This window comes from Amycolatopsis sp. NPDC114503, from assembly GCF_055633655.1.
This window is the reverse complement of record NZ_JBVKDT010000001.1, coordinates 636,504-655,045: the sequence shown is the minus strand read 5'-3', so window position 1 is coordinate 655,045 and position 18,542 is coordinate 636,504. Positions and strand designations below refer to the sequence as shown.

Sequence of the window (18,542 nt, the reverse complement as noted above, 5' to 3'; positions counted from 1 at the left end):
GAGGGGCGGCCGCCAGCTATTCGTCGGCCAGTGGTTCCGTCTGCACCCGCTTCAGCGCGGGCGTGCAGACCGACGCGCCGAGCAGTGCGACCCCGATTCCCAGCACCACCGGCGCGGCGATCCACGGGCTGAACACGACCGACCCCCGTTCCATCGTCGCCATGAACAGCCCCAGCCCCACCACGACGCCGGTCACGCCCGCTCCGATGGTCGCCACCAGCGCGGGCAGCGCGGCCTCCATCCGCAACGCCCGCGACAGCACCCGCACCGGCGTGCCTGCCGCCATCAGGGCGCCGAACGTCCGGCGACGGTCCATGACTGAGCCAGCGGTCGCGACGGCGGCGCTGCAGCCGGCGAGAATGCCCGCCGCGATCAGGCCGATCACGGTGACCCGGCGCAGGTCGCTGAGCTGCACCTGCTGTCCGTAGAGGTACTGCTCGCGGCTGCCGATTTCCTTCCCGACCGCGTTGGGCACCAGAGCGGTCCGCACGATCTCGCGGTTCGCTTCGGCGGTCGGCACGACCAGAGTGACCTGGCTCGGTTTGACGCCGGCGGGCACCGCGGACGGGTCGATCACGTACTCGCCGTAGTTGTTGTGCCTTTCCGGGTGATACGTGCCCGTGGTGACCGCGCCGAGCGGAGTGCCCGTGCTGTCCTCGCCGCCGTATCGCGCGACGCGCAGGTTGCTCGTGTCCAGCTGGTACGGCGTGTACAGCCCGACCCCGGGCTTGCAGTCCTGCTGGCTGATCCCGAGCCGGGTCAGCTTGGCGGCGTCGGCGCAGGTCATGACGTACGCGCGCTGCATCGACCGGTAGTTCCCCTCGCCCTGCATCACGTAGACGCTGGCCACCTGGACGACGCGTTCGGACAGTCCGGCCTTCGCGAGCGTCGTGTTGGTCCGCTCGGTCGCCTCGGGAGCCCGGTCCGCGTTGACGTCGGCGTACAGCGCCGAGTCCACGTATTGGCGTCCGCCGCCGGCGAGGGATTCGATCGACGGCAGCAAGGTGAGCGCCATCGACCCGGTGAACACCGCGAGCACGATCCCCGCCGAAGCCCGGTAGGAGCCCTTCGGGTCGTTGCGCAGCCGACGTCCGGCCAGCAGCGACGACGGCCGCCGCCAGATCCGCACGAACGTGCCGCCGACCGCCGAGGTCACCCACGGTCCGACCACCATCGCCGAAGCGACCACCAGCAACAAGCCGAACAAAACCAGGTTGCTGCTGCCGCCGCTCCGCGCGCCGAAAACGGTGTAGAAGAAGAACAATCCGGCCGCGGGCAGGGCGAGCAACCTCCACCAGCGCAACGGTTTCACCGTGTGCCCGCCGCTCGCGAACAGCGGCGTGCGCACCACCCGGCGGAGGCCGAGCACCCCGGCGAGCACGACAAGCACCGGGACCAGCAGCACGGCGAGCACGGTCAGCCCGACCGGCAGCGCGAAGTCCGACGCCAGCCAGGTCCCGCCGTCCCACGGCACGAACGTGGCCATTCCGCGCAGCGCCGGGCTCAGCAGCAGGCCGAGCAGCGCGCCGACGCCCGCGGACAATCCGGTTTCGGCGGCGACCATCGCGGTCACCTGGCCCGGGGTCGCTCCAGCCAAGCGGATCGCGGCGAGCCGTTGTTCGCGGCGGGCGGCGGTGAGCCGGGCCGACGACGCGACGAGCACCAGGCTCGGCACGAGCAGCACGATGATGCCGACCCAGGACAAGACCGTGAGCAGGCCGTCCGGATGTCCCTGTCCCCCGGGGAAGGCCGAGGCCGGGAACGCGTCCTGGCCGGGCAGGTCCTTGTGGCCGTAGGGACGCATCTCCTGCGTGCTGTGCCCGACGAGCGCGACGAGCTGTTCCGGGTACCGCAGCGCCTCGTCGCCGAAGGCCGCGACCGGTTTGCCGAAGCGGTTCCCCAGCTGGTCGGCCGGGGTGGCGTTGAGCAGTTTCCCGAGCGCGGGCGACACGATCGTCTCGCCGGGGCCGGGCAGCTGCGGAATGCCCGGGGGCAGTCGCAGCGAGTCGACCGGACCGGTGACCGCGATGTCGACGCGGGCGACCTGCTTGCCGTCGAAGTAGTCCTTGGAGGAGTTGACGAGCAGAGCGTTCTGCTGACCGGAGTCGTACCGGCCGCTGCTCTGCCACAGCGCCCGCTGCTCGCGCGCCTGAGTGGCGTACGGCAGCGTCGCCAGCAGCAGGACGAGCCCGGTCGCGACGGCGACGCCGACCGCGGTGAGGATCGCCGAGGTGCGCGTGCGCCGGTCGCCGCGCAGCACCCGAAGGGCGAGCTGGAACGGGTTCATGCCGCGAGCCTCGTCGCGATCAGGCCGTCGCGGATCGCCACGGTGCGCGGCATCGATTCGGCGAGTTCCCGGTCGTGCGTCACCACGAGCACCGCGGCGCCGGACGCCTGCGCGGCGGCCAGCAGCGCGTCCATCGTCTCGCGGCCGGTGCGGGTGTCGAGCGCGCCGGTCGGCTCGTCGGCGAAGATCACCTTCGGCCGGTGGGTGAGCGCGCGGGCGATCGCCACGCGCTGCGCCTCGCCGCCGGAAAGCTCGCCGGGAAGACGGGCTTCCTTCCCCGCCAGCCCGAGTTTGCCGAGCCATTCCTTCGCCGCGGCCATCGCTTCGCCACGAGTTCCGCCGGCCAGCAGCGAAGGAAGTGCGACATTCTCTTCGGCGGTCAGTTCGGACACGAGCATTCCGGACTGGAAGACGAAACCGAATTCGGTACGCCGCAGTTCGCTGCGCCGCTTTTCGCCGAACTGGTCGATCCGCTGTCCCTGCAACCAGATCTCGCCGGAATCGGCGCGCAGGATGCCGGCCAGCACGTGCAGCAGCGACGTTTTGCCGGATCCGGACGGGCCGACGATGGCGATCGCCTCGCCCGGCTGGACGTCGATGTCGATTCCGGCCAGCGCGTGCTGCTGCCCGTAGCGCTTCACCAGCCCGCGCCCCGACAACACCGGTCCGGCACTCCACTGTGGATTCGTCATCCGCCAGCTCTCTCCCTGTTTCCGTCATTCGTCTTCGACTGCGACGGAAGGCAGCTTCGCGGATTCGAGCGGAGGTCCACTTCGGGCAGACGGCCGGTAACGGCGGGGCCGCCATCGGCCGATCGGCCGATGGCGACGAACCACCTGGCCAAGGTGCGAGCGGGCGCGAATCATCTACCGTCACGGTGTGCCGCACTCCCCGCCGTCGAAAACGCTTGCCGCGCGGGCGACCGAACTCGCCCGCCGCCTCGACATGTCCGTCCTCGTGTTGCTCGCCGCATTGGCGTTCGACCTCGTGTTCGTGACCGACGCGGCACTCGACAACGTCGGCCCTCGATTCGTCGACCTCGGCCTGTTCCCTGGCGTTTTCTCGATGGCGGCGTGCGCGTTCTGGGCCCGCAAACGCGCGGCGGTGGCGGGCGTATTCGGCGCGCTGACGCTGATGTTCTGCACCTTCGTCATCCGCTATCTCGGCGTCCCGACTTACTCCAGCGTGCTGGCGAACCTGACCGTCACCGAGTTCGTCGCCGGGATCGAGATGGTCTATTTCCTCGCCCGCCGGGCCCGTCCCGGGGTCGCCTTCGCGGTGATCAGCGCGCTGGTGATGGGCGCGCTCACCGCGGTCTTCGGCCGCGGCTCCTACCGCGAGCTGAGCACCAGCTCCATCGCACAGACCATGCTGTTCGGCTTCCTGTTCCTCGTCGGAACGGTGATCACCGGCGCGGTCGGGCGTCCGCGCCGCGAACGCGACCCGGCGACGGTGGAACGCCTGCGCAATATGCACCGGTTCACCGAATTAGTGCGCGGCCAGTGGCCGTTGATCGGCATGCTCGCCGTCGGCGTGCTGATCGAATTCGGCTACACCTACGAAAGCGGCAGCCGCGGTTTCCCGCTGCTGGCCTGCTCGATCGGCGCCGCCGCGGTGACCGCGCTGTCGCCGCGCCGTCCTCGCGATTCGATCCTGGTGGTGGCCGGGATCCTGCTGCTGTCCGCGCTCGCGACGCCGTTCCTGCATCCCAGCCACAGCTATCAGCTTCTCGGCGGCATCCCGCCGACCCAGATCGTGGCCGCCTTCGGCGTGGTCGTGAACGTCGTGCGCGCGGTGCCGCTCGCGCGGGCGTGGCCGCGGATCGCGCTGCTGTCCGGCGTGGTCGCGGTCGGCACGATCCTGAACTTCAGCCAGTACCGCACCGGCCGCCTGCTCACCGACCCGGCGACGCTTGGAATGCTCGCCACCGTCGCGGTCCTGCTGCTCGGCATCGCCATCGCGATCGGCCTCTACCTGCGCTCCCGCGATTCCGAGCGCGCGCAGGTGGTGAAATCGGCGGTCACCGACGCGCAGACGTCCGAGCGGATGGCGCTGGCCAGGGAGCTGCACGACGTGGTCGCACACCACGTGACCGGGATCGTCGTGCAGGCGCAGGCCGCGCGGATGATGGGGGAGAAGAACCCGGAGCTCGCGCTGGAGGCGATGGGCCGGATCGAGAACGCCGGCGTGGAGGCGCTCGCCGCGATGCGCCGCCTGGTCCGCAGCATGCGCGGCGACGCGCAGGCCGGTTCGGGCGAGTTCACCGAGCAGGCGACCACCGATCTGGCCGCCGACCTGCACCGGCTCGTCGACGCGGGCAACCACGGCGTGCCCACGAAGCTGGAGCTCAACCTTCCGCCGGACCTGCCGCACGAGGTCGGCCGGTCGGCGCTGCGGCTGATCCAGGAGTCACTCACCAACGTCGGCAAGCACGCCTCGGACGCCACCGAGGCGCTCGCGCTGGCCGAGGTCGTCGACGGCGAACTGCACTTGCGGGTGACCGACAACGGCAGCGGGCAGACTCATCGTCCGGCGGGCGGGTCGGGCGGATACGGTCTGGTCGGCATGCGCGAACGCGTCGCGCTGCTGCACGGCAGGCTTTCGGCAGGCCGCGAGCCGAACGGCGGCTGGCGGGTCGAGGCGTGGCTGCCGCTCGAGGCGAACGGGGAGACAGACGGGTGATCCGGGTACTGATCGCGGACGACCAGGAAATGGTGCGGATGGGCTTCCGCATGATCCTGGACGCCCAGGACGACATCGAGGTGGTCGCGGACGTGCCGGACGGGATCTCCGCGGTCTCGAAGGCGCGCGAACTGCGCCCGGACGTCTGCCTGCTGGACATCCGCATGCCGGGGCTCGACGGGCTGGAGGTCACCCGCCAGCTGGCCGGACCGGACGTCGCCGACCCGTTGAAGGTCGTCGTGGTCACCACCTTCGACCTCGACGAATACGTGCACACCGCACTGCGCAACGGCGCGAGCGGCTTCCTGCTCAAGGACGCCGGTCCCGCGCTGCTGATCGAGGCGGTGCGCGCGGCCGATCGCGGCGACGCGCTGGTGTCGCCGCAGATCACCGTGCGGCTGTTGAAGCATTTCGACGGCGGCACCACCGCCAAGCGCGAGGCTCCGGCGCCGTCGGAACCGCTGACCGCGCGCGAGATGGACGTGGTGAAGGCCGCCGCCCGCGGGCTCACGAACACCGAGATCGGCGCGGAGCTGTTCCTGTCGCTGTCGACGGTCAAGACGCATTTGGCTTCGGTGCAGGGCAAAGTCGGCGCGCGTAACCGAGTGGAAATCGCAGCTTGGGCTTGGCGTAGCGGCGTAGTGGATTAACCGCTACTGGCACGGCCGTACTATCTCGCTATGTCGCGTCGATTCCATGCCCCGGTAGTTCTGCCCGCCGACCTGTCCTGCTCGCTGCTCCGCGACGCCGTCGTGGATGTCGACGACGAGGGCCGGATTTCGTTCGTCGGACCGGCTTCGAGCGCGCCGGAGTTCGCTGGCGAGGAAACCCGGCTGACCGGAATCCTGTTGCCGGGCTTGGTGAACTCGCACGCGCACAGCCCGATGACGCTGCTGCGCGGCATGGGCGGCGACCTTCCGCTGCTGCGCTGGCTGCGCGAGATCATCTGGCCGACCGAGGCGAAGCTGAAGCCGGCCGACGTGCGCACCGGCATGCTGCTCGGGTCGGTCGAAATGCTCCGGCACGGCGTGACGACCAGCGCGGAAATGTATTTCGAGGGCGAACAGCTCGTGGACGCGGTGCTCACCACCGGCGGCCGGGTGCTCGTCGCGCCGCCGGTGATCGAGCTGCCCGGGATGGACTGGCGCGAGACGCTGGCCGCGATCGACCGGTGGATCGACGCCGACGGGCTGCGGTTCGGGCCAGGGGAACGGATCGAGCTGGGTTACGGCCCGCATTCGGCGTACATGCTGAACCCGGACGGCCTGCGGGCGACCGCGGAATCCGCGGCTGCGCGGGGCGCGCTGGTGCAGATTCACGTGGCCGAGGCGGCCGCGGAGGATCTTGAGCAGCGCAAGGAGCACGGGTCGGTGCCGAAGCTGCTGGATTCGCTGGGGATGTTCGACGGGCGCACTCTGGCGGCGCATTCGGTGCATTTGTCGGATGAGGACATCGCGATCTTCGCCGCGCGCGGGGTCGGGATGGCGCACTGCCCTGGGTCGAACGCGAAGCTGGCTTCGGGGATCGCGCGGATCAAGGATTTGCGGGCGGCCGGGGTCGCGATCGGGCTTGGGACCGACGGGCCCGCGTCGAACGACGACATCGACCTGTGGGAAGAGCTGCAGCTGACGGCGATGCTGGCCCGGCTGGCGGACAACGATTCCACCGTGGTGACCGCGAAGGACATGTTCCTGATGGCCACCCGCGGCGGCGCCGAAGCGCTCGGCCGGCACGACCTCGGCGTGCTGGAACCGGGCCGCTGGGCGGATCTGGTGCACGTCGACCTCGACGACCCGGCGTTCGCGACTGGCCTGGACGTGCCGGACGAGCAGCTGCTGGCGAACCTCGTGTGGGCGGCCGGCTCTCGTCGGGTGCGGGACGTGTGGGTCGCGGGCGAGCAGGTCGTCGCCGACGCCGAGCCGACGCGGGTCGACCGCCGCGAGATCCAGGCGACGGTGGCCGACACCGCCGCCCGGCTGCGGGCCTGACCCGGTCCGTGAAGGACTCCTTGAGGGAATCTGGTTCCCTCAAGGAGTCCTTCACGGACTTCAGCGAGGCCGGACCTGGATTTCGGTGAAGTGGGCTTCCGGGGTGGCGGTTACCGCGGTGAGCACGGCCGTCGCCACGGAATCCGGGCGCAGGTATTTGTCGGCTTCGTAGTCGCCGCCTTCTTGGGCGCGGGCCTCGCGTTGCATGTCGGTGTCGGTGCGGCCGGGGAAGATCGACGTGACGCGCAGGTCCGGCTCTTCGGCGCGGAGTGAGTCGGTGAAGGCGCGGACGGCGAATTTGCTTGCGGCGTAAGGACCCCAACCGGGGCGGGCGGTGTAGCCGGCTCCGGAGTTGATCACGACGACGTGGCCGTTCGCGGCGCGGAGCGCGGGCAGCAGCAGCCGGGTCAGTTCGGCTACCGCGATGACGTTCACCTCGAGGTTCGTGCGCCAGACGGAGGACGGCGAGTCGGCGACAGTGCCGATCTTCCCGATTCCCGCGGAGTGGACGAGAACGTCCAGGCGGTCGATCTTGCTCGCGGCGGCCTCCAGGGACGCGGCGTCGGTGAGGTCGACCTGCCAGGGCTCGGCTCCGGGGAGTTCCTCGGCCACCTTCGCCAGTGCGTCGGTGTCGCGGCCGCCCAGGAGGAGACGGTGCGTCGGGGACAGCTGGTGCGCGATGGCCGCGCCGATGCCCCGGGAGGCACCGGTGATCAGGGCGAGCGGGAGGTCGGTCATACCGGCCACGGTAGGCGTCCGCCGCTGATTCGCCAGTCCGGGGAGGCGGCGATCACTTCGCCGGGGCGCAGGAGGCCGCGGCCAACGGGTCGCGCGGGTAGCGGATTTCCGTCCGATGCAGCGCGCCGGTGAGATTGTCGATAAACCGACTCCAGGTGAGCGGCTCGCGGGTCGAGGCGAGCACCTCCTGGACGTCCGGGCAGCGCAGCGCTCGGCGGGCGGCGTCGATCTCGGTGGGCTGGAACATCCGGATCTGACCGTCGGTGGCGAAATCGCCGTGCCCGGCTTCGGCGACCTCCCACGCCCCGACCAGCCACTTCGAGTGCCCAGGGCGGCCGTTCGGGATGGACGACGAGTGCGCGGCCAGGTCGCTCGCCAGGCCGTAGCCGTCGTGGATGCGGACGTCCAAGGACACGATGTTGCTGATCGCGCCCATGCTGTCGGCCGCCATGGTCACGTACGGCCGGTCGGTCGGGAAGCGGAACCACTTCTTCACGTCGCCGTAGCTGTAGACGAGCACCGCTGGCTGCTTCGTCCCTTCCACCGCGTCGACGGCGTGGCGGATGACATCCTGGCCTAGGTAATCCGTTGCCAGCACCGGGTGATCGCGGCTGGTCGCCCACGCCCAGTAGCCGCGTTCGTCAGTGACGCTCACTGCTTGATGGGTGTTCTCGTACGGCACGCGCAGCCAGCCGCCCGCGACCGCGGCCCACGCCGCGACCCCGGCGGCGACCGCGATCGTCTTCTGGGTCAACGGAATCGCCATGACCGGAAGCACCAGCACGAACAGCGCGGGCAGCAGCATCCGGCCGTGCATGAAATCGCCGCCGACGCGGACGACATACAGCGCGAGCAAAAGCCCGCCCACCAACGAAGTCAGCAACAGGATCCGCGACCGGCGTACCAGGATCGCGACGATCACGAGCAGCAGCAACGGAATCCACAGCACGTACGGGCTGATCAAGTCGACCAGGTACGCGAAGCCGCGCGGCCAGTCGCTGTTGGCCGCTTCCTTGGCGAGTGCGGTGTTCGGCGTGAGCAGTCCGTAGTAGCCCATCCGGAACACCTGATACGCCAACGGAATCGCGACGCCTGCGCCGAGCCAGCCCAGCGCGGCAAGCCATCGCGGACGGTGCAGCAGGACGAGTGCGATGAAGCCAGTCACGCTGAACAACGCCAGATCCGGCCGCACGAGCGGGCCCAGTCCGAGCACGATCGCGGTGGCGACCGGCGTTTTGCCGCGCACCAGCAGCCACCAGCTCAGTCCTAGCCACAGCAGCACCAAACCGGTTTCAAGTCCGGAGGTCGCGAAGTCCCGGAACGGCGGGAGCGCGCACACGACCAGCGCCCCGGCGGGGGCGACCGGTCCGGCGTAGAGGCGACGGGCGCCGTCGAGGCCGAAGAAGAGACCGCCGACCGCGCACAGCAGACCGGTGATCACCGCGACCCATTCCAGCGACGGGCCGGGGATCGTGCCGACTCCGGCGAGAAGCCAGGTCCACAACGGACTCGTGCTCGCCTCGACGCGCTCGCCGACGTTGAACACCGGCCCGTTCCCGGCGAGGATCTGCCGGACGGTGCGGAGCACGAGCAGCCCGTCGTCGCTCATCCACCGGCGCTGCCAAGCCAGCACCGTGTACAGCACGAGGACCGCCCCAGTGGCGGCCCACGTCCAGGTCATCGGGCGGCGGTACCACGGAGTCGGGTCGTCCGGCGGCGCGCCGGCGGACGCGGTCATGATTGGTCCAGACCTCCCCGAGACGTGGTGTGCAGCCACAGTCTCGCATCCGGCTGGACGTGACGCTCAGTGGTCGGCCAAGGTTCGTGAAGAACTTTCGCGGACGGCTACTCCGGGACAGACGCGGCGGAGGCGGTCGGCGAGGGCGGGACGCTCGGCGAGGGTGACGCGGTCGGTGCAGGCGGTGCAGGCGGGACGGTCGGTGCTGGCGGGGCGAGGCCGATGTCCAGGTCCATCCGCTCGCGGTCTTTGCCGCCGAGGGTGAACGGCGAGGTGCAGCCGGTCGCCGGGTCGACGGCCGAGTCGAGACCCGGTGCGCCCGCGCCGCGCTGGGTGACGGTGAGGCCGTCCGGCAGCTTCGAGACGTCGAAGCACACCTGGTAGGTGCCGTCCTTGCGCTGGTCGAACAGGTAGCTGCCGTCGGAGTTCGTGCGTGCGGCGGCGACCGTGCCGCCCGCGCCGTCCTTGAGCGTCACCGGCAGGTCCGGGTAGCCGGGTTCGTCGTCGTCCTGCATGCCGTTGCGGTTCACGTCTTTCCACGCCCGGTCGCCGACCTTGCCGACCGCGGGCTGCGGCGTGACCGTGACCGTCGCGGTCGCCTTCTGCTCGGCAAGCGGGCCGCCCGCAGCGGTGGCGGTGACCTTCGCGGTGTTGACGTGCCCGTTGTCGTCCTCGGTGAGGTTCGGGTGATCGCAGGTGAGTTCCCGGGACGCGCTGGCGGCGAGGTCGAACGCGCCGGGAAGACCAGCGCACCACGGGTCCTTCACGAGCAACCCGGTGAGCGGCTGGGAACCGGTGTTGGAGACGGAGATGCGGAAGTGCGCGGCATCGCCGGCCGGGATGGCAGCCGACGAGCCCCACGTTCCGTCCGCCGGATTCCGCACCTCCATCTTCACCGCGAACGCGGCGAGAGCAACGTGCACGCAATCCCACAACACCCAGTTGTGGTTGGTGCTGGCGAAAAACGAGACCGCCGCGGTGTCGTCCGGCGCGATGACCGGTGCCAGCTCCTGCTGCGCGAGCTTGCCGTCGGACGCGACGTCGTGCGTCACCGCGAGCGGTTTCTCCACCAGCACCCGGCCGGTGCTGTCAGCGAAGCGCAAGCCGGTGGTCGCGCTCGCGTGCGAGCCGAGACCGGATTGCGCCGTGCCCGCCCACACCGACAGCGAGTATTGCCCGCCGGGCACCGACTTCACCTGCTGGCTGGCCGAGCTGACCCGGCCGTCCGGCGTCTGGATCTGGGCGTTGACCTGCCCGTCGACCGCGTGCGCGGTGCTGGTGCCCAGCTTCGGCACCCGGTCCGGCGGGGTGCTGCGCGGAACCGGTGCGGCGGGGCTGAACAGGTACCCCCGCGGCGGTCCGCCGGGCGAACCGGCGTCCTCCATGCTCGGGTTGGCCGCGATGCCGCCGCAATCCGGAGCCCCCTCGGCGGGAGCAGACCCTGGAGAAACGACGGCGAGCGCGCCGACCAGCATCGCAGTACTGGCCGCCGCGCCCGCCGTGCGTCCGATCGCGACTTTCCTTGCCCGCCTCACGCGGTGAAGCTAGACCCAGGAAGGCCGATCGGCGGTGAGAAACACCCCAAAGAGTTACTTGCGGCCGATCCGGCCGGGCAATCCGAAGGCGCCCTTCTTCCACACCGACACGATCGCCGGCCGCGGCTGAGAGCTGCCGCCGTCCGGCCAGTGCGAGGTCGGGTTCGCCGAACTCGGCGCGTCCTCGCCCGGATGCTGCACGGCGACGAGCACGAGGTTTTCGGTGACGACCGGACCGCACGTCTCGGCGCCGACCGGCACGGACAGGAACTGCTTCACGTGCCCGCGCTCGGGACCGGTCACCGGAACCGAGAAGAGGCCGTCGTTCGCGCCGAGGGTGTTGCCGTCGGTCGAGATCCACAGGTTGCCGTGCGGGTCGAAGGCCACGTTGTCCGGGCACGAGATCGGGCTGACCTGGTCCTTCGGGAAACCGCCGAAGTAGGTGTCGGCCGTGGCCGGATCGCCGCAGACGAGCAGCAGCCGCCAGGAGAACCGGGTCGCGGCGCTGTCTCCGCGGTCCTCGTCCCATTCGAGGATGTGCCCGTTTTTGTTGCGGGTGCGCGGGTTCGCCTCGTCCGGGGCCGCCTTGCCCGCCGCGCCGCGGTCGGAGTTGTTGGTGAGCGCGGCGTAGATCCGGCCGTTGACCGGGTTCGGCTCGATGTCCTCCGGACGGTCCATTTTGGTCGCCCCGGCGTGGTCGGCGGCCTGCCGGGTGAACACGTAGACCTCCTCCGCGGTGAATCCGTCCACAAAGGACTTGTCGCCGCTGGCAAGGGGAATCCACTCGCCGGCGCCGTCGAATTCGCCGTCGGCGGGCAGCTTGCCGGAGCCGTCGATCTCGCCGGGGCTGTTGCCGGAGAACTTGGCGACGTACAGGGTTCCGTCGTCCAGCAGCGCCGAGTTGTGCCGCCGGGCGAGCGCGGAATGTCCCTTCTTGTACTTGCCCTTCGACACGAACTTGTAGATGTACTCGAACCGCTCGTCGTCGCCGGAGTACACCGCGACCCGGCCGTCGGCGGTGATCTTGACGTTCGCCGCCTCGTGCTTGAACCGGCCGAGCGCGGTGTGTTTCACCGGCGTGGAGTTCGGGTCGTTCGGGTCGATTTCCACGACCCAGCCGAACCGGTTGGGCTCGTTGGGCTCGCGGGAGACGTCCCAGCGCTTGTCGAAGCGCTCCCATTTGCGCGTGCTCTCGCCGGTACCGATCGCGTACCGCTTGAGCCGCGCGGCCTCCGTCGGTTCGGAAACCTTGTCCGCGTGAGCGAAGTACTGGTGGAAGTTCTCCTCGCCGGACAGCACGGTGCCCCACGGCGTGACGCCGCCGGAGCAGTTGTTCTGCGTGCCGCGCACGCGCTTGCCGGACGGATCGGCCGACGTCTTGAGGTACTTCGAGCCGGCCGCCGGACCGCGCACCTCGAAGATCGTGTCGAGCGTGATCCGCCGGTTCAGCGGGCTCGGGACGGTGCGCAGCGCGCCGCCGATCGGGTCGCGAAGCGTCTGCAGCACCGACAATCCGTGCGCCGCCCAGGCGATCTTCACCTGCTCCTCGGTGGGATTGGCCGGGTCGTACTGATCAGCCGGGAAGAGGTGCACCTCGGTGGTGTACTCGTGGTTGACCACCAGCAGGTTGCGCAGGCCGAGCGGATCCTGCGGGATCAGGCCGACGAAGTCGTTGTTGTAGCCGAACTGCTTGGCCTGCGCGGCCGCGGTCTGCTTGCGGAAATCGAACTTCGGCGCGCCGGGGACCACCGGGTCGCCCCAGCGGATCACCACGTGCTGGGCGTAACCGTCGGGGATGCTGACGACGTCGAGCTTGTTCGGCGGTACCGGCGTGAAGTCGGTGCCGGGCACCGCGCGGCCCTTCGCCAGCGGAGCCGGGGCCTGCGCCTGGGTCGGCGTGGCTGCCGCCGCAGTGCCGGACAGCGCGGCGAACCCGCCCGCCGCCGCGGCCATCACCGCACCGGCCTTGAACACGCCGCGCCGCGAGACGCCCTTGGCGATGTCGCCGAAGTACTCGTTGCCGGTCGGGTTCGGGGCCTCGTGCGCGCAGGCGTTGCCGCAGCGGTATTCGCAGGTGATCGGTGACCGGCCGCCGGAATGCGCGGTGAACAAGGGCAGCAGTCGTCCGGGCTCCAGGGACACGGGGCCTCCAGGGTCGCTTCTCGGTGGGAACGGAGCGACCGTATGCGGCGAAAACCCCCTGAACCGGACTAAAAGGTGAACAGCGGGTGTATTCCGCCAAAGACGACGATCGCCCCCGAACAGACAGTCCGGGGGCGATCGCCGAGTGTGGTGAAGGTGGCTCAGAACTCCTCGTCGCCGACGAGCGCGGCCTCCTTCGGCACGGTGTGCGGATCGGCCTTCTTCTCGCGCTGCGAAAGCAGGACTGCGGCGATCACGCAGAGCACGGCGGCGACCAGGAACGGACCCTGCTCCCAGCCCATCCACTCGGCGATGTGCCCGACGAGCGTGGCCGCGACCGCGCCGCCGAACCAGCGGCAGAAGTTGTACCCGGCGCTCGCGACCGGCCGGGGCGCGTCGCTGATCGACATCGCGGTACCGGTGAACAGCGTGTTCAGCAGCCCGGAGACCAGCCCGGACACGATGATCCCGACGACCACCACCGGCTTGCTCGGAATGGCGAGCACCAGCATCAGCACGGTGTAGCCGGTCACCGCCAGCGCGGCCGCGTGCCGTTCGCCGAAGCGGGCGGCCATCTTCGGGGCGAGCACCACCCCGGCGATCGCCACGCACAGGCCCCAGCCGCAGAAGATCAGGCCGACGGCGATGGCGTTCCAGCCGAGCACGAACGGGGACCAGGCGAGCACCGCGAAGAACGCGGCGGTGTAGAGCGCCGAGGCGATCGACGTGCGCAGCAGGCCGGGGTGCTTGAGCGCGCGGATCGGGTCGAGCAGCTTGATCGGTTCGCGTTTCTCGTGCGAATCGCTCTTCAGGAAGATCGAGCACAGCACCAGCGCGGCGATCATCAGCACCGCGGTGCCGAGGAACGGACCGCGCCACGAGATCGTGCCCAGCAGCGCGCCGAGCAGCGGGCCAACCGCGAGCCCGACGCCCAGCGCGGCCTCGTACAGCAGGATCGCGCCGGATTGGCCGCCGGTCGCCGCTCCGACGATCACCGACAGCGCGGTCGCGATGAAGAAGGCGTTGCCGAGCCCCCACACCGCGCGCAGGCCGACGAGCTGTTCGATCGAACCAGCCGCGGCGCACAGCGCGGTCGCGGCGACGATCAGCGTCAGCCCGACCAGCACGGTCCGCTTGGCCCCGAACCGGGCCGACATCGCGCCGGTGAAGAGCATCGCGATCACCTGCACGCCGAGATACGACGTGAACAGCAGCGTGACCTGGGACGGCGAAGCGTTCAGGCCCTTGGCGATGGACAGCAGGATCGGGTCGACGAGGCCGATGCCCATGAACGCGATGACCGCGGCGAACGCGGTGATCCACACCTGTTTTGGCTGGCCTTTGACCGCGTCCAGCAGGCTTGAGTGGTGCTCAGCGCTCATTGCGGATCAGTTCCTCCTTCGGGAGTTCGGGGGCTTCTGTGGAGTGCGGGTCGTCGCGGTGGAAATCGGCGATCAGCTTGGTGAGAGCGGGAAGCGCGGCGTCGATGGCGGCGCGCTCGCCCGGGTCGAGACGGTCGAGCAGCGCCCGCAGCTCCGCCTCCCGGCCGGCGATCATCTCGGCGTAGAACCGCTCGCCTTCCGGTGTGGCCTCCACGAGCACGGCGCGCCCGTCCTCCGGATCGGGGCGCCGGGTCACCATGCCGAGCCGTTCGAGCCTGCGCACGACGTCCGTCATCGACGGCATCCGCACGCGCTCGAGCCGGGAGAGCCTGCTCATCCGGCTCGGCCCCCGGCCGACCAGCTCCGACAGCACCGACCCCTGGGTCAAGGTCAGCAGCTGCGCGGATTCGCGGCGCACCAGGTAGTACAGCCGGAACACCACCGGCCGCAGCCGCTGCGCCAGATCGCCCGTCGAGGAAGTCACTTAGGCAGGCTAACAAAAATTAGTTAGGGTGGCGAAGTAATTCGGCTCACAAGGTGGTCCAGGCCAGTACGCCTAGGCTGGTCCGGTGGATGCGGTGATCTTCGACCTCGACGGCGTACTGGTGGACTCCGAGACGACGTGGGACGAGGTGCGCCGCTCCGTAGTAGCCGAGCACGGCGGAACCTGGCGGCCGGAGGCGACGCGCGCGCAACAGGGGATGAGCACGCCGGAATGGGCGCGCTACCTGGTGGAAACCCTCGGCGCACAGCTCAGCCCGGACGAGATCGCGCGCGTCGTGATCGACGAGATGGCCGCCCGCTACGCCGACCGCCCGCCGGTGATCGACGGCGCCGACCAGGTCGTCCGGGAGATCTCCCGGCACTGGCCGGTCGCGATCGCTAGCTCGTCGCCGCCGGTGCTGATCCACTCGTTCCTGACCGCGTGCGACCTGACGTCACTGGTCCCGGTGGCGGTTTCGAGCGAGGAAGTGGCCGCGGGCAAGCCGGAGCCGGATGTCTACCTGCGCGCGGCGATGCTGCTGAACGTCGATGCTTCCCGCTGCGCTGCCGTCGAGGACTCGACGAACGGCCTGCGCGCGGCGTTCGCGGCGAACATGACGGTGTTCGCGGTGCCGAACCCGCACTTCCCGCCGGACCCGGAGGCGCTGCGGGACGCCACGGTGCTGCCGAATCTGGCCGCGCTGCCCGCCGCTCTCAAGGAGTGACGCAGCCCACAGCGGCAAATAACCCCAAATCGGTCGCTGACCGTATCCGGCCGATCGCGCGGCGCCATCCTGAACGCCTGCCAACAAGATCGGCTTTAGGGGTGGAAATGGCTGCACCGGAACAGGATTGGGACATCGTCAGCAGCGTCGGACTGACCGCGCTCGGGGTGGCCGCGGGCCGGGCCATCGCGACCGGGGCACCGGATCCGCTGATCCAAGATCCGTACGCGGCGGAGTTCGTGCGCGCCGCGAATCCGCCGAGGCCGATGCCGATCGAACCCCTCGACGACCCGCTCTGGATGGCGATGGCCGATTACCTCGCGGTGCGGTCCCGGTTCTTCGACGAGGTGGTCACCGGCACGGACGCACCGCAGGTGGTAATCCTCGCCGCCGGGCTCGACGCCCGCGCCTTCCGGCTGGACCTGTCCGGCCGCGACGTCTACGAGGTAGACCAGCCGCGGGTGCTCGCGTTCAAACAAGACGTGCTCGACGGGCTAGGCGCGACCCCGCGCTGCCGCCGCCACGCGATCGGAGCCGACCTGCGCGAGGACTGGCCCAGCGCCTTGGAAAACGCCGGGTTCGACCGCAGCCGTCCGACGGTGTGGATCGCCGAGGGATTGCTGCCGTACTTGCCCGCGCGGGCGGAGGAACTGCTGTTCGACCTCGTGCACGCCCGGAGCGCGCCGGGCAGCCGGATCGGCATCGAACACATCCCCGACCTCGGCAGCACCGACATCCTCGACACCATCCGGTCCTCGGACGCCGGAGCCCGGCTCGGCCTGGACGTCAACGACGTGCTCTCGACCGAACCGCGCCGCAACCCGGTCGACTGGCTCGCCGGACAGGGCTGGCGGACGACCGTCGACCGCGCGGGCGACCTCGCCGGCAGCTACGGCACCCGGCTGGCCGACCCGTTCGGCGACGCCATGACCAAAACCGAACTGGTGACCGCCGACCTGCCCTGACCCGCCTTTAACGCCGTGAAGGACTCCTTGAGGGAATCTGATTCCCTCAAGGAGTCCTTCACGGACTTCAGGCCAGGCTGGGGTCAGCGCTCCAGTTCGCCGCGGATGAAGGCGTCGACCGCGTCACGGGCGGTCGAGTCGTCGTACTGCTCCGGCGGCGACTTCATGAAGTAGGACGACGCGGACAGGATCGGGCCGCCGATGCCGCGGTCCTTGGCGATCTTCGCCGCGCGCACCGCGTCGATGATGATGCCCGCCGAGTTGGGGGAGTCCCACACCTCGAGCTTGTACTCGAGGTTCAGCGGCACGTCGCCGAACGCGCGGCCCTCGAGGCGGACGTAGGCCCACTTGCGGTCGTCGAGCCACTGCACGTAGTCCGACGGTCCGATGTGGACATTGCCCTTGCCGAGCTCGCGGTCCACCTGCGAGGTGACCGACTGGGTCTTCGAGATCTTCTTCGACTCGAGCCGCTCCAGCTCCTTCATGTTCAGGAAGTCCATGTTCCCGCCCACGTTGAGCTGCATCGTGCGGTCGAGCTGCACGCCGCGGTCCTCGAACAGCTTCGCCAGCACGCGGTGCGTGATGGTGGCGCCGACCTGGGACTTGATGTCGTCGCCGACGATCGGGACGCCCGCGTCCTCGAACTTCTTCGCCCACTCCGGGTCGGAAGCGATGAACACCGGCAGCGCGTTGACGAACGCGACGTTCGCGTCGATCGCGGCCTGCGCGTAGAACTTGTCGGCCTCTTCGGACCCGACGGGAAGGTAGGAGACGAGCACGTCGACCTGCGCGTCGCGCAGCGCGGCGACCATGTCGACCGGAGCCTCGTCGGACTCCTCGATCGTCTCGCGGTAGAAGCGGCCGAGGCCGTCGAAGGTGTGCCCGCGCTGGACGGTGACGCCGAGCGGCGGCACGTCGGCGATCTTGATCGTGTTGTTCTCGCTGGCGGAGATCGCCTCCGAGAGGTCGCGGCCGACCTTCTTCGCGTCGACGTCGAACGCGGCGACGAATTCGATGTCGCGCACGTGGTAGTCGCCGAACTGGACGTGCATCAAACCGGGGACGCGCATACCGGGATCCGCGTCGCGGTAGTACTGCACACCCTGGACCAGCGACGAGGCGCAGTTGCCGACGCCCACGATGGCCACCCGAACGCGGCGGTTCTCGCCCATGCCGGTTTCTCCTTCAATCTCATTCACTTGCATCTGCAGGTCTGCCGCCCCGTTGCGGCCGCCGCTCAACCGCGTCCCGGCTGCTCCGGGCCGCGCTGCTCGGCTTGTTCGTGCGCGATCAGCTCGTTGAGCCAGCGCACCTCCCGCTCGCTCGACTCCAGCCCCAGCCGGTGCAGCTCGCGGGTGTAGCGGTCGATCTTCTCCTCGGCCCTGGCCAGCGCGTCCCGCAATCCTTCGCGCCGTTCCTCGACGCGGCGGCGGCGTCCCTCCAGGATTCGCATCCTGACGTCGGCCGGTGTCCGCGAGAAGAACGCCAGGTGGACGCCGAATCCCTCGTCGTCCCACGTCTGCGGTCCCGCGTCGCCGAGCAGCTCGGCGAAGCGTTCCTTGCCCTCGGCGGTGAGCTTGTAGACGCGGCGGCCGCGCCGGGACCAGGCCCGGTCGTCCGCCTCGTCGAACTCCTCGACGAGATAACCGGCCCGAAGCAGCCGGCGCAAGGTCGGATACAGCGAGCCGTACGAGAACGTCCGGAACATCCCGAGCGTCTCGTGCAAACGTTTGCGCAGCACGTACCCGTGCATGGGCGTCTCGTGCAGCAATCCGAGGATCGCGAGTTCGAGCACACCACACCCCGCTTTCGGGAATACGCCGCGACCGACACCGTTGACCACACGGAACCGGCTCAGCCAACCTACTCGCCGAGTA

General features: G+C 69.8%; 15 protein-coding genes. 5 read left to right on the top strand and 10 right to left on the bottom strand.

Features of this window, described 5'->3' with window-relative positions:
* Nucleotides 1–16: 16 nt before the first annotated feature.
* Together ACZ7OI_RS03195 and ACZ7OI_RS03190 are read right to left on the bottom strand one after the other, a co-directional pair.
* Nucleotides 17–2,287: an FtsX-like permease family protein gene (locus tag ACZ7OI_RS03195; protein ID WP_470262566.1), complete on the bottom strand. Its 2,271-nt coding sequence runs from the start codon at nucleotides 2,285–2,287 to the stop codon at nucleotides 17–19.
* A complete protein-coding gene (locus ACZ7OI_RS03190; protein ID WP_470262565.1) occupies nucleotides 2,284–2,979 on the bottom strand; it encodes an ABC transporter ATP-binding protein in 696 nt (231 codons plus the stop codon). Before ACZ7OI_RS03190 ends, ACZ7OI_RS03195 begins: the two co-directional genes overlap by 4 nt.
* Before the next feature lie 187 nt (nucleotides 2,980–3,166).
* Here ACZ7OI_RS03190 and ACZ7OI_RS03185 point away from each other — a divergent pair, with 187 nt between their 5' ends.
* Genes ACZ7OI_RS03185 through ACZ7OI_RS03175 form a run of 3 tightly spaced genes read left to right on the top strand, consistent with a single transcriptional unit; the run spans nucleotide 3,167 to nucleotide 6,957 of the window.
* A complete protein-coding gene (locus tag ACZ7OI_RS03185; RefSeq protein ID WP_470262564.1) occupies nucleotides 3,167–4,969 on the top strand; it encodes a sensor histidine kinase in 1,803 nt (600 codons plus the stop codon).
* The gene (locus ACZ7OI_RS03180) at nucleotides 4,966–5,619 is read left to right on the top strand and encodes a response regulator (RefSeq protein ID WP_116199491.1); all 654 of its coding nucleotides are present in this window, start codon (nucleotides 4,966–4,968) and stop codon (nucleotides 5,617–5,619) included. The genes ACZ7OI_RS03185 and ACZ7OI_RS03180 overlap by 4 nt, the downstream gene beginning before the upstream one ends.
* 30 nt (nucleotides 5,620–5,649) lie before the next feature.
* A complete protein-coding gene (locus ACZ7OI_RS03175; protein WP_470262563.1) occupies nucleotides 5,650–6,957 on the top strand; it encodes an amidohydrolase family protein in 1,308 nt (435 codons plus the stop codon).
* A gap of 60 nt (nucleotides 6,958–7,017) precedes the next feature.
* On the opposite strand, the gene ACZ7OI_RS03170 is transcribed toward ACZ7OI_RS03175, so the two are convergent.
* From ACZ7OI_RS03170 to ACZ7OI_RS03145, 6 genes are all read right to left on the bottom strand, one after another.
* Nucleotides 7,018–7,695 (bottom strand): SDR family oxidoreductase, encoded by a 678-nt coding sequence (locus ACZ7OI_RS03170; protein ID WP_378402340.1) that lies wholly within the window; start codon nucleotides 7,693–7,695, stop codon nucleotides 7,018–7,020.
* A 52-nt stretch (nucleotides 7,696–7,747) separates the two neighbouring features.
* A complete protein-coding gene (locus ACZ7OI_RS03165) occupies nucleotides 7,748–9,433 on the bottom strand; it encodes an arabinofuranosyltransferase AftB family protein (RefSeq protein ID WP_470262562.1) in 1,686 nt (561 codons plus the stop codon).
* 107 nt (nucleotides 9,434–9,540) lie between these two features.
* Complete coding sequence (locus ACZ7OI_RS03160) at nucleotides 9,541–10,968, bottom strand: DUF7850 domain-containing protein (protein WP_470262561.1); 1,428 nt, start codon at nucleotides 10,966–10,968, stop codon at nucleotides 9,541–9,543.
* Between the two features lie 54 nt (nucleotides 10,969–11,022).
* Nucleotides 11,023–13,110 carry a PhoX family protein gene (locus tag ACZ7OI_RS03155; RefSeq protein ID WP_470262560.1) on the bottom strand — a complete coding sequence of 696 codons (2,088 nt, stop codon included), beginning with the start codon at nucleotides 13,108–13,110 and terminating at the stop codon, nucleotides 11,023–11,025.
* 161 nt (nucleotides 13,111–13,271) lie between these two features.
* A complete protein-coding gene (locus ACZ7OI_RS03150; protein ID WP_470262559.1) occupies nucleotides 13,272–14,492 on the bottom strand; it encodes an MFS transporter in 1,221 nt (406 codons plus the stop codon).
* Nucleotides 14,482–14,976 carry a MarR family winged helix-turn-helix transcriptional regulator gene (locus ACZ7OI_RS03145; protein ID WP_470262558.1) on the bottom strand — a complete coding sequence of 165 codons (495 nt, stop codon included), beginning with the start codon at nucleotides 14,974–14,976 and terminating at the stop codon, nucleotides 14,482–14,484. Before ACZ7OI_RS03145 ends, ACZ7OI_RS03150 begins: the two co-directional genes overlap by 11 nt.
* An 85-nt stretch (nucleotides 14,977–15,061) precedes the next feature.
* Between ACZ7OI_RS03145 and ACZ7OI_RS03140 the strand changes: the two genes are divergently transcribed.
* Nucleotides 15,062–15,700, top strand: coding sequence for an HAD family hydrolase (locus ACZ7OI_RS03140; RefSeq protein ID WP_470262557.1), 639 nt, complete (start codon nucleotides 15,062–15,064; stop codon nucleotides 15,698–15,700).
* Between the two features lie 107 nt (nucleotides 15,701–15,807).
* Nucleotides 15,808–16,665, top strand: coding sequence for an SAM-dependent methyltransferase (locus tag ACZ7OI_RS03135; protein ID WP_470262556.1), 858 nt, complete (start codon nucleotides 15,808–15,810; stop codon nucleotides 16,663–16,665).
* 83 nt (nucleotides 16,666–16,748) lie between these two features.
* Here ACZ7OI_RS03135 and ACZ7OI_RS03130 read toward each other — a convergent pair whose 3' ends face one another.
* Together ACZ7OI_RS03130 and ACZ7OI_RS03125 are read right to left on the bottom strand one after the other, a co-directional pair.
* Nucleotides 16,749–17,837, bottom strand: a complete 1,089-nt coding sequence (locus tag ACZ7OI_RS03130) for an inositol-3-phosphate synthase (protein ID WP_470262555.1) — start codon at nucleotides 17,835–17,837, stop codon at nucleotides 16,749–16,751.
* A 65-nt stretch (nucleotides 17,838–17,902) separates the two neighbouring features.
* Complete coding sequence (locus ACZ7OI_RS03125; protein ID WP_452077986.1) at nucleotides 17,903–18,460, bottom strand: PadR family transcriptional regulator; 558 nt, start codon at nucleotides 18,458–18,460, stop codon at nucleotides 17,903–17,905.
* Between the last annotated feature and the right edge of the window lie 82 nt (nucleotides 18,461–18,542).

Coding starts and splice junctions, on each gene's coding strand:
- ACZ7OI_RS03195 (WP_470262566.1), bottom strand. CDS start 2,287: ATGAACCCGTTCCAGCTCGCCCTTCGGGTGCTGCGCGGCGACCGGCGC.
- ACZ7OI_RS03190 (WP_470262565.1), bottom strand. CDS start 2,979: ATGACGAATCCACAGTGGAGTGCCGGACCGGTGTTGTCGGGGCGCGGG.
- ACZ7OI_RS03175 (WP_470262563.1), top strand. CDS start 5,650: ATGTCGCGTCGATTCCATGCCCCGGTAGTTCTGCCCGCCGACCTGTCC.
- ACZ7OI_RS03170 (WP_378402340.1), bottom strand. CDS start 7,695: ATGACCGACCTCCCGCTCGCCCTGATCACCGGTGCCTCCCGGGGCATC.
- ACZ7OI_RS03165 (WP_470262562.1), bottom strand. CDS start 9,433: ATGACCGCGTCCGCCGGCGCGCCGCCGGACGACCCGACTCCGTGGTAC.
- ACZ7OI_RS03150 (WP_470262559.1), bottom strand. CDS start 14,492: ATGAGCGCTGAGCACCACTCAAGCCTGCTGGACGCGGTCAAAGGCCAG.
- ACZ7OI_RS03135 (WP_470262556.1), top strand. CDS start 15,808: ATGGCTGCACCGGAACAGGATTGGGACATCGTCAGCAGCGTCGGACTG.
- ACZ7OI_RS03130 (WP_470262555.1), bottom strand. CDS start 17,837: ATGGGCGAGAACCGCCGCGTTCGGGTGGCCATCGTGGGCGTCGGCAAC.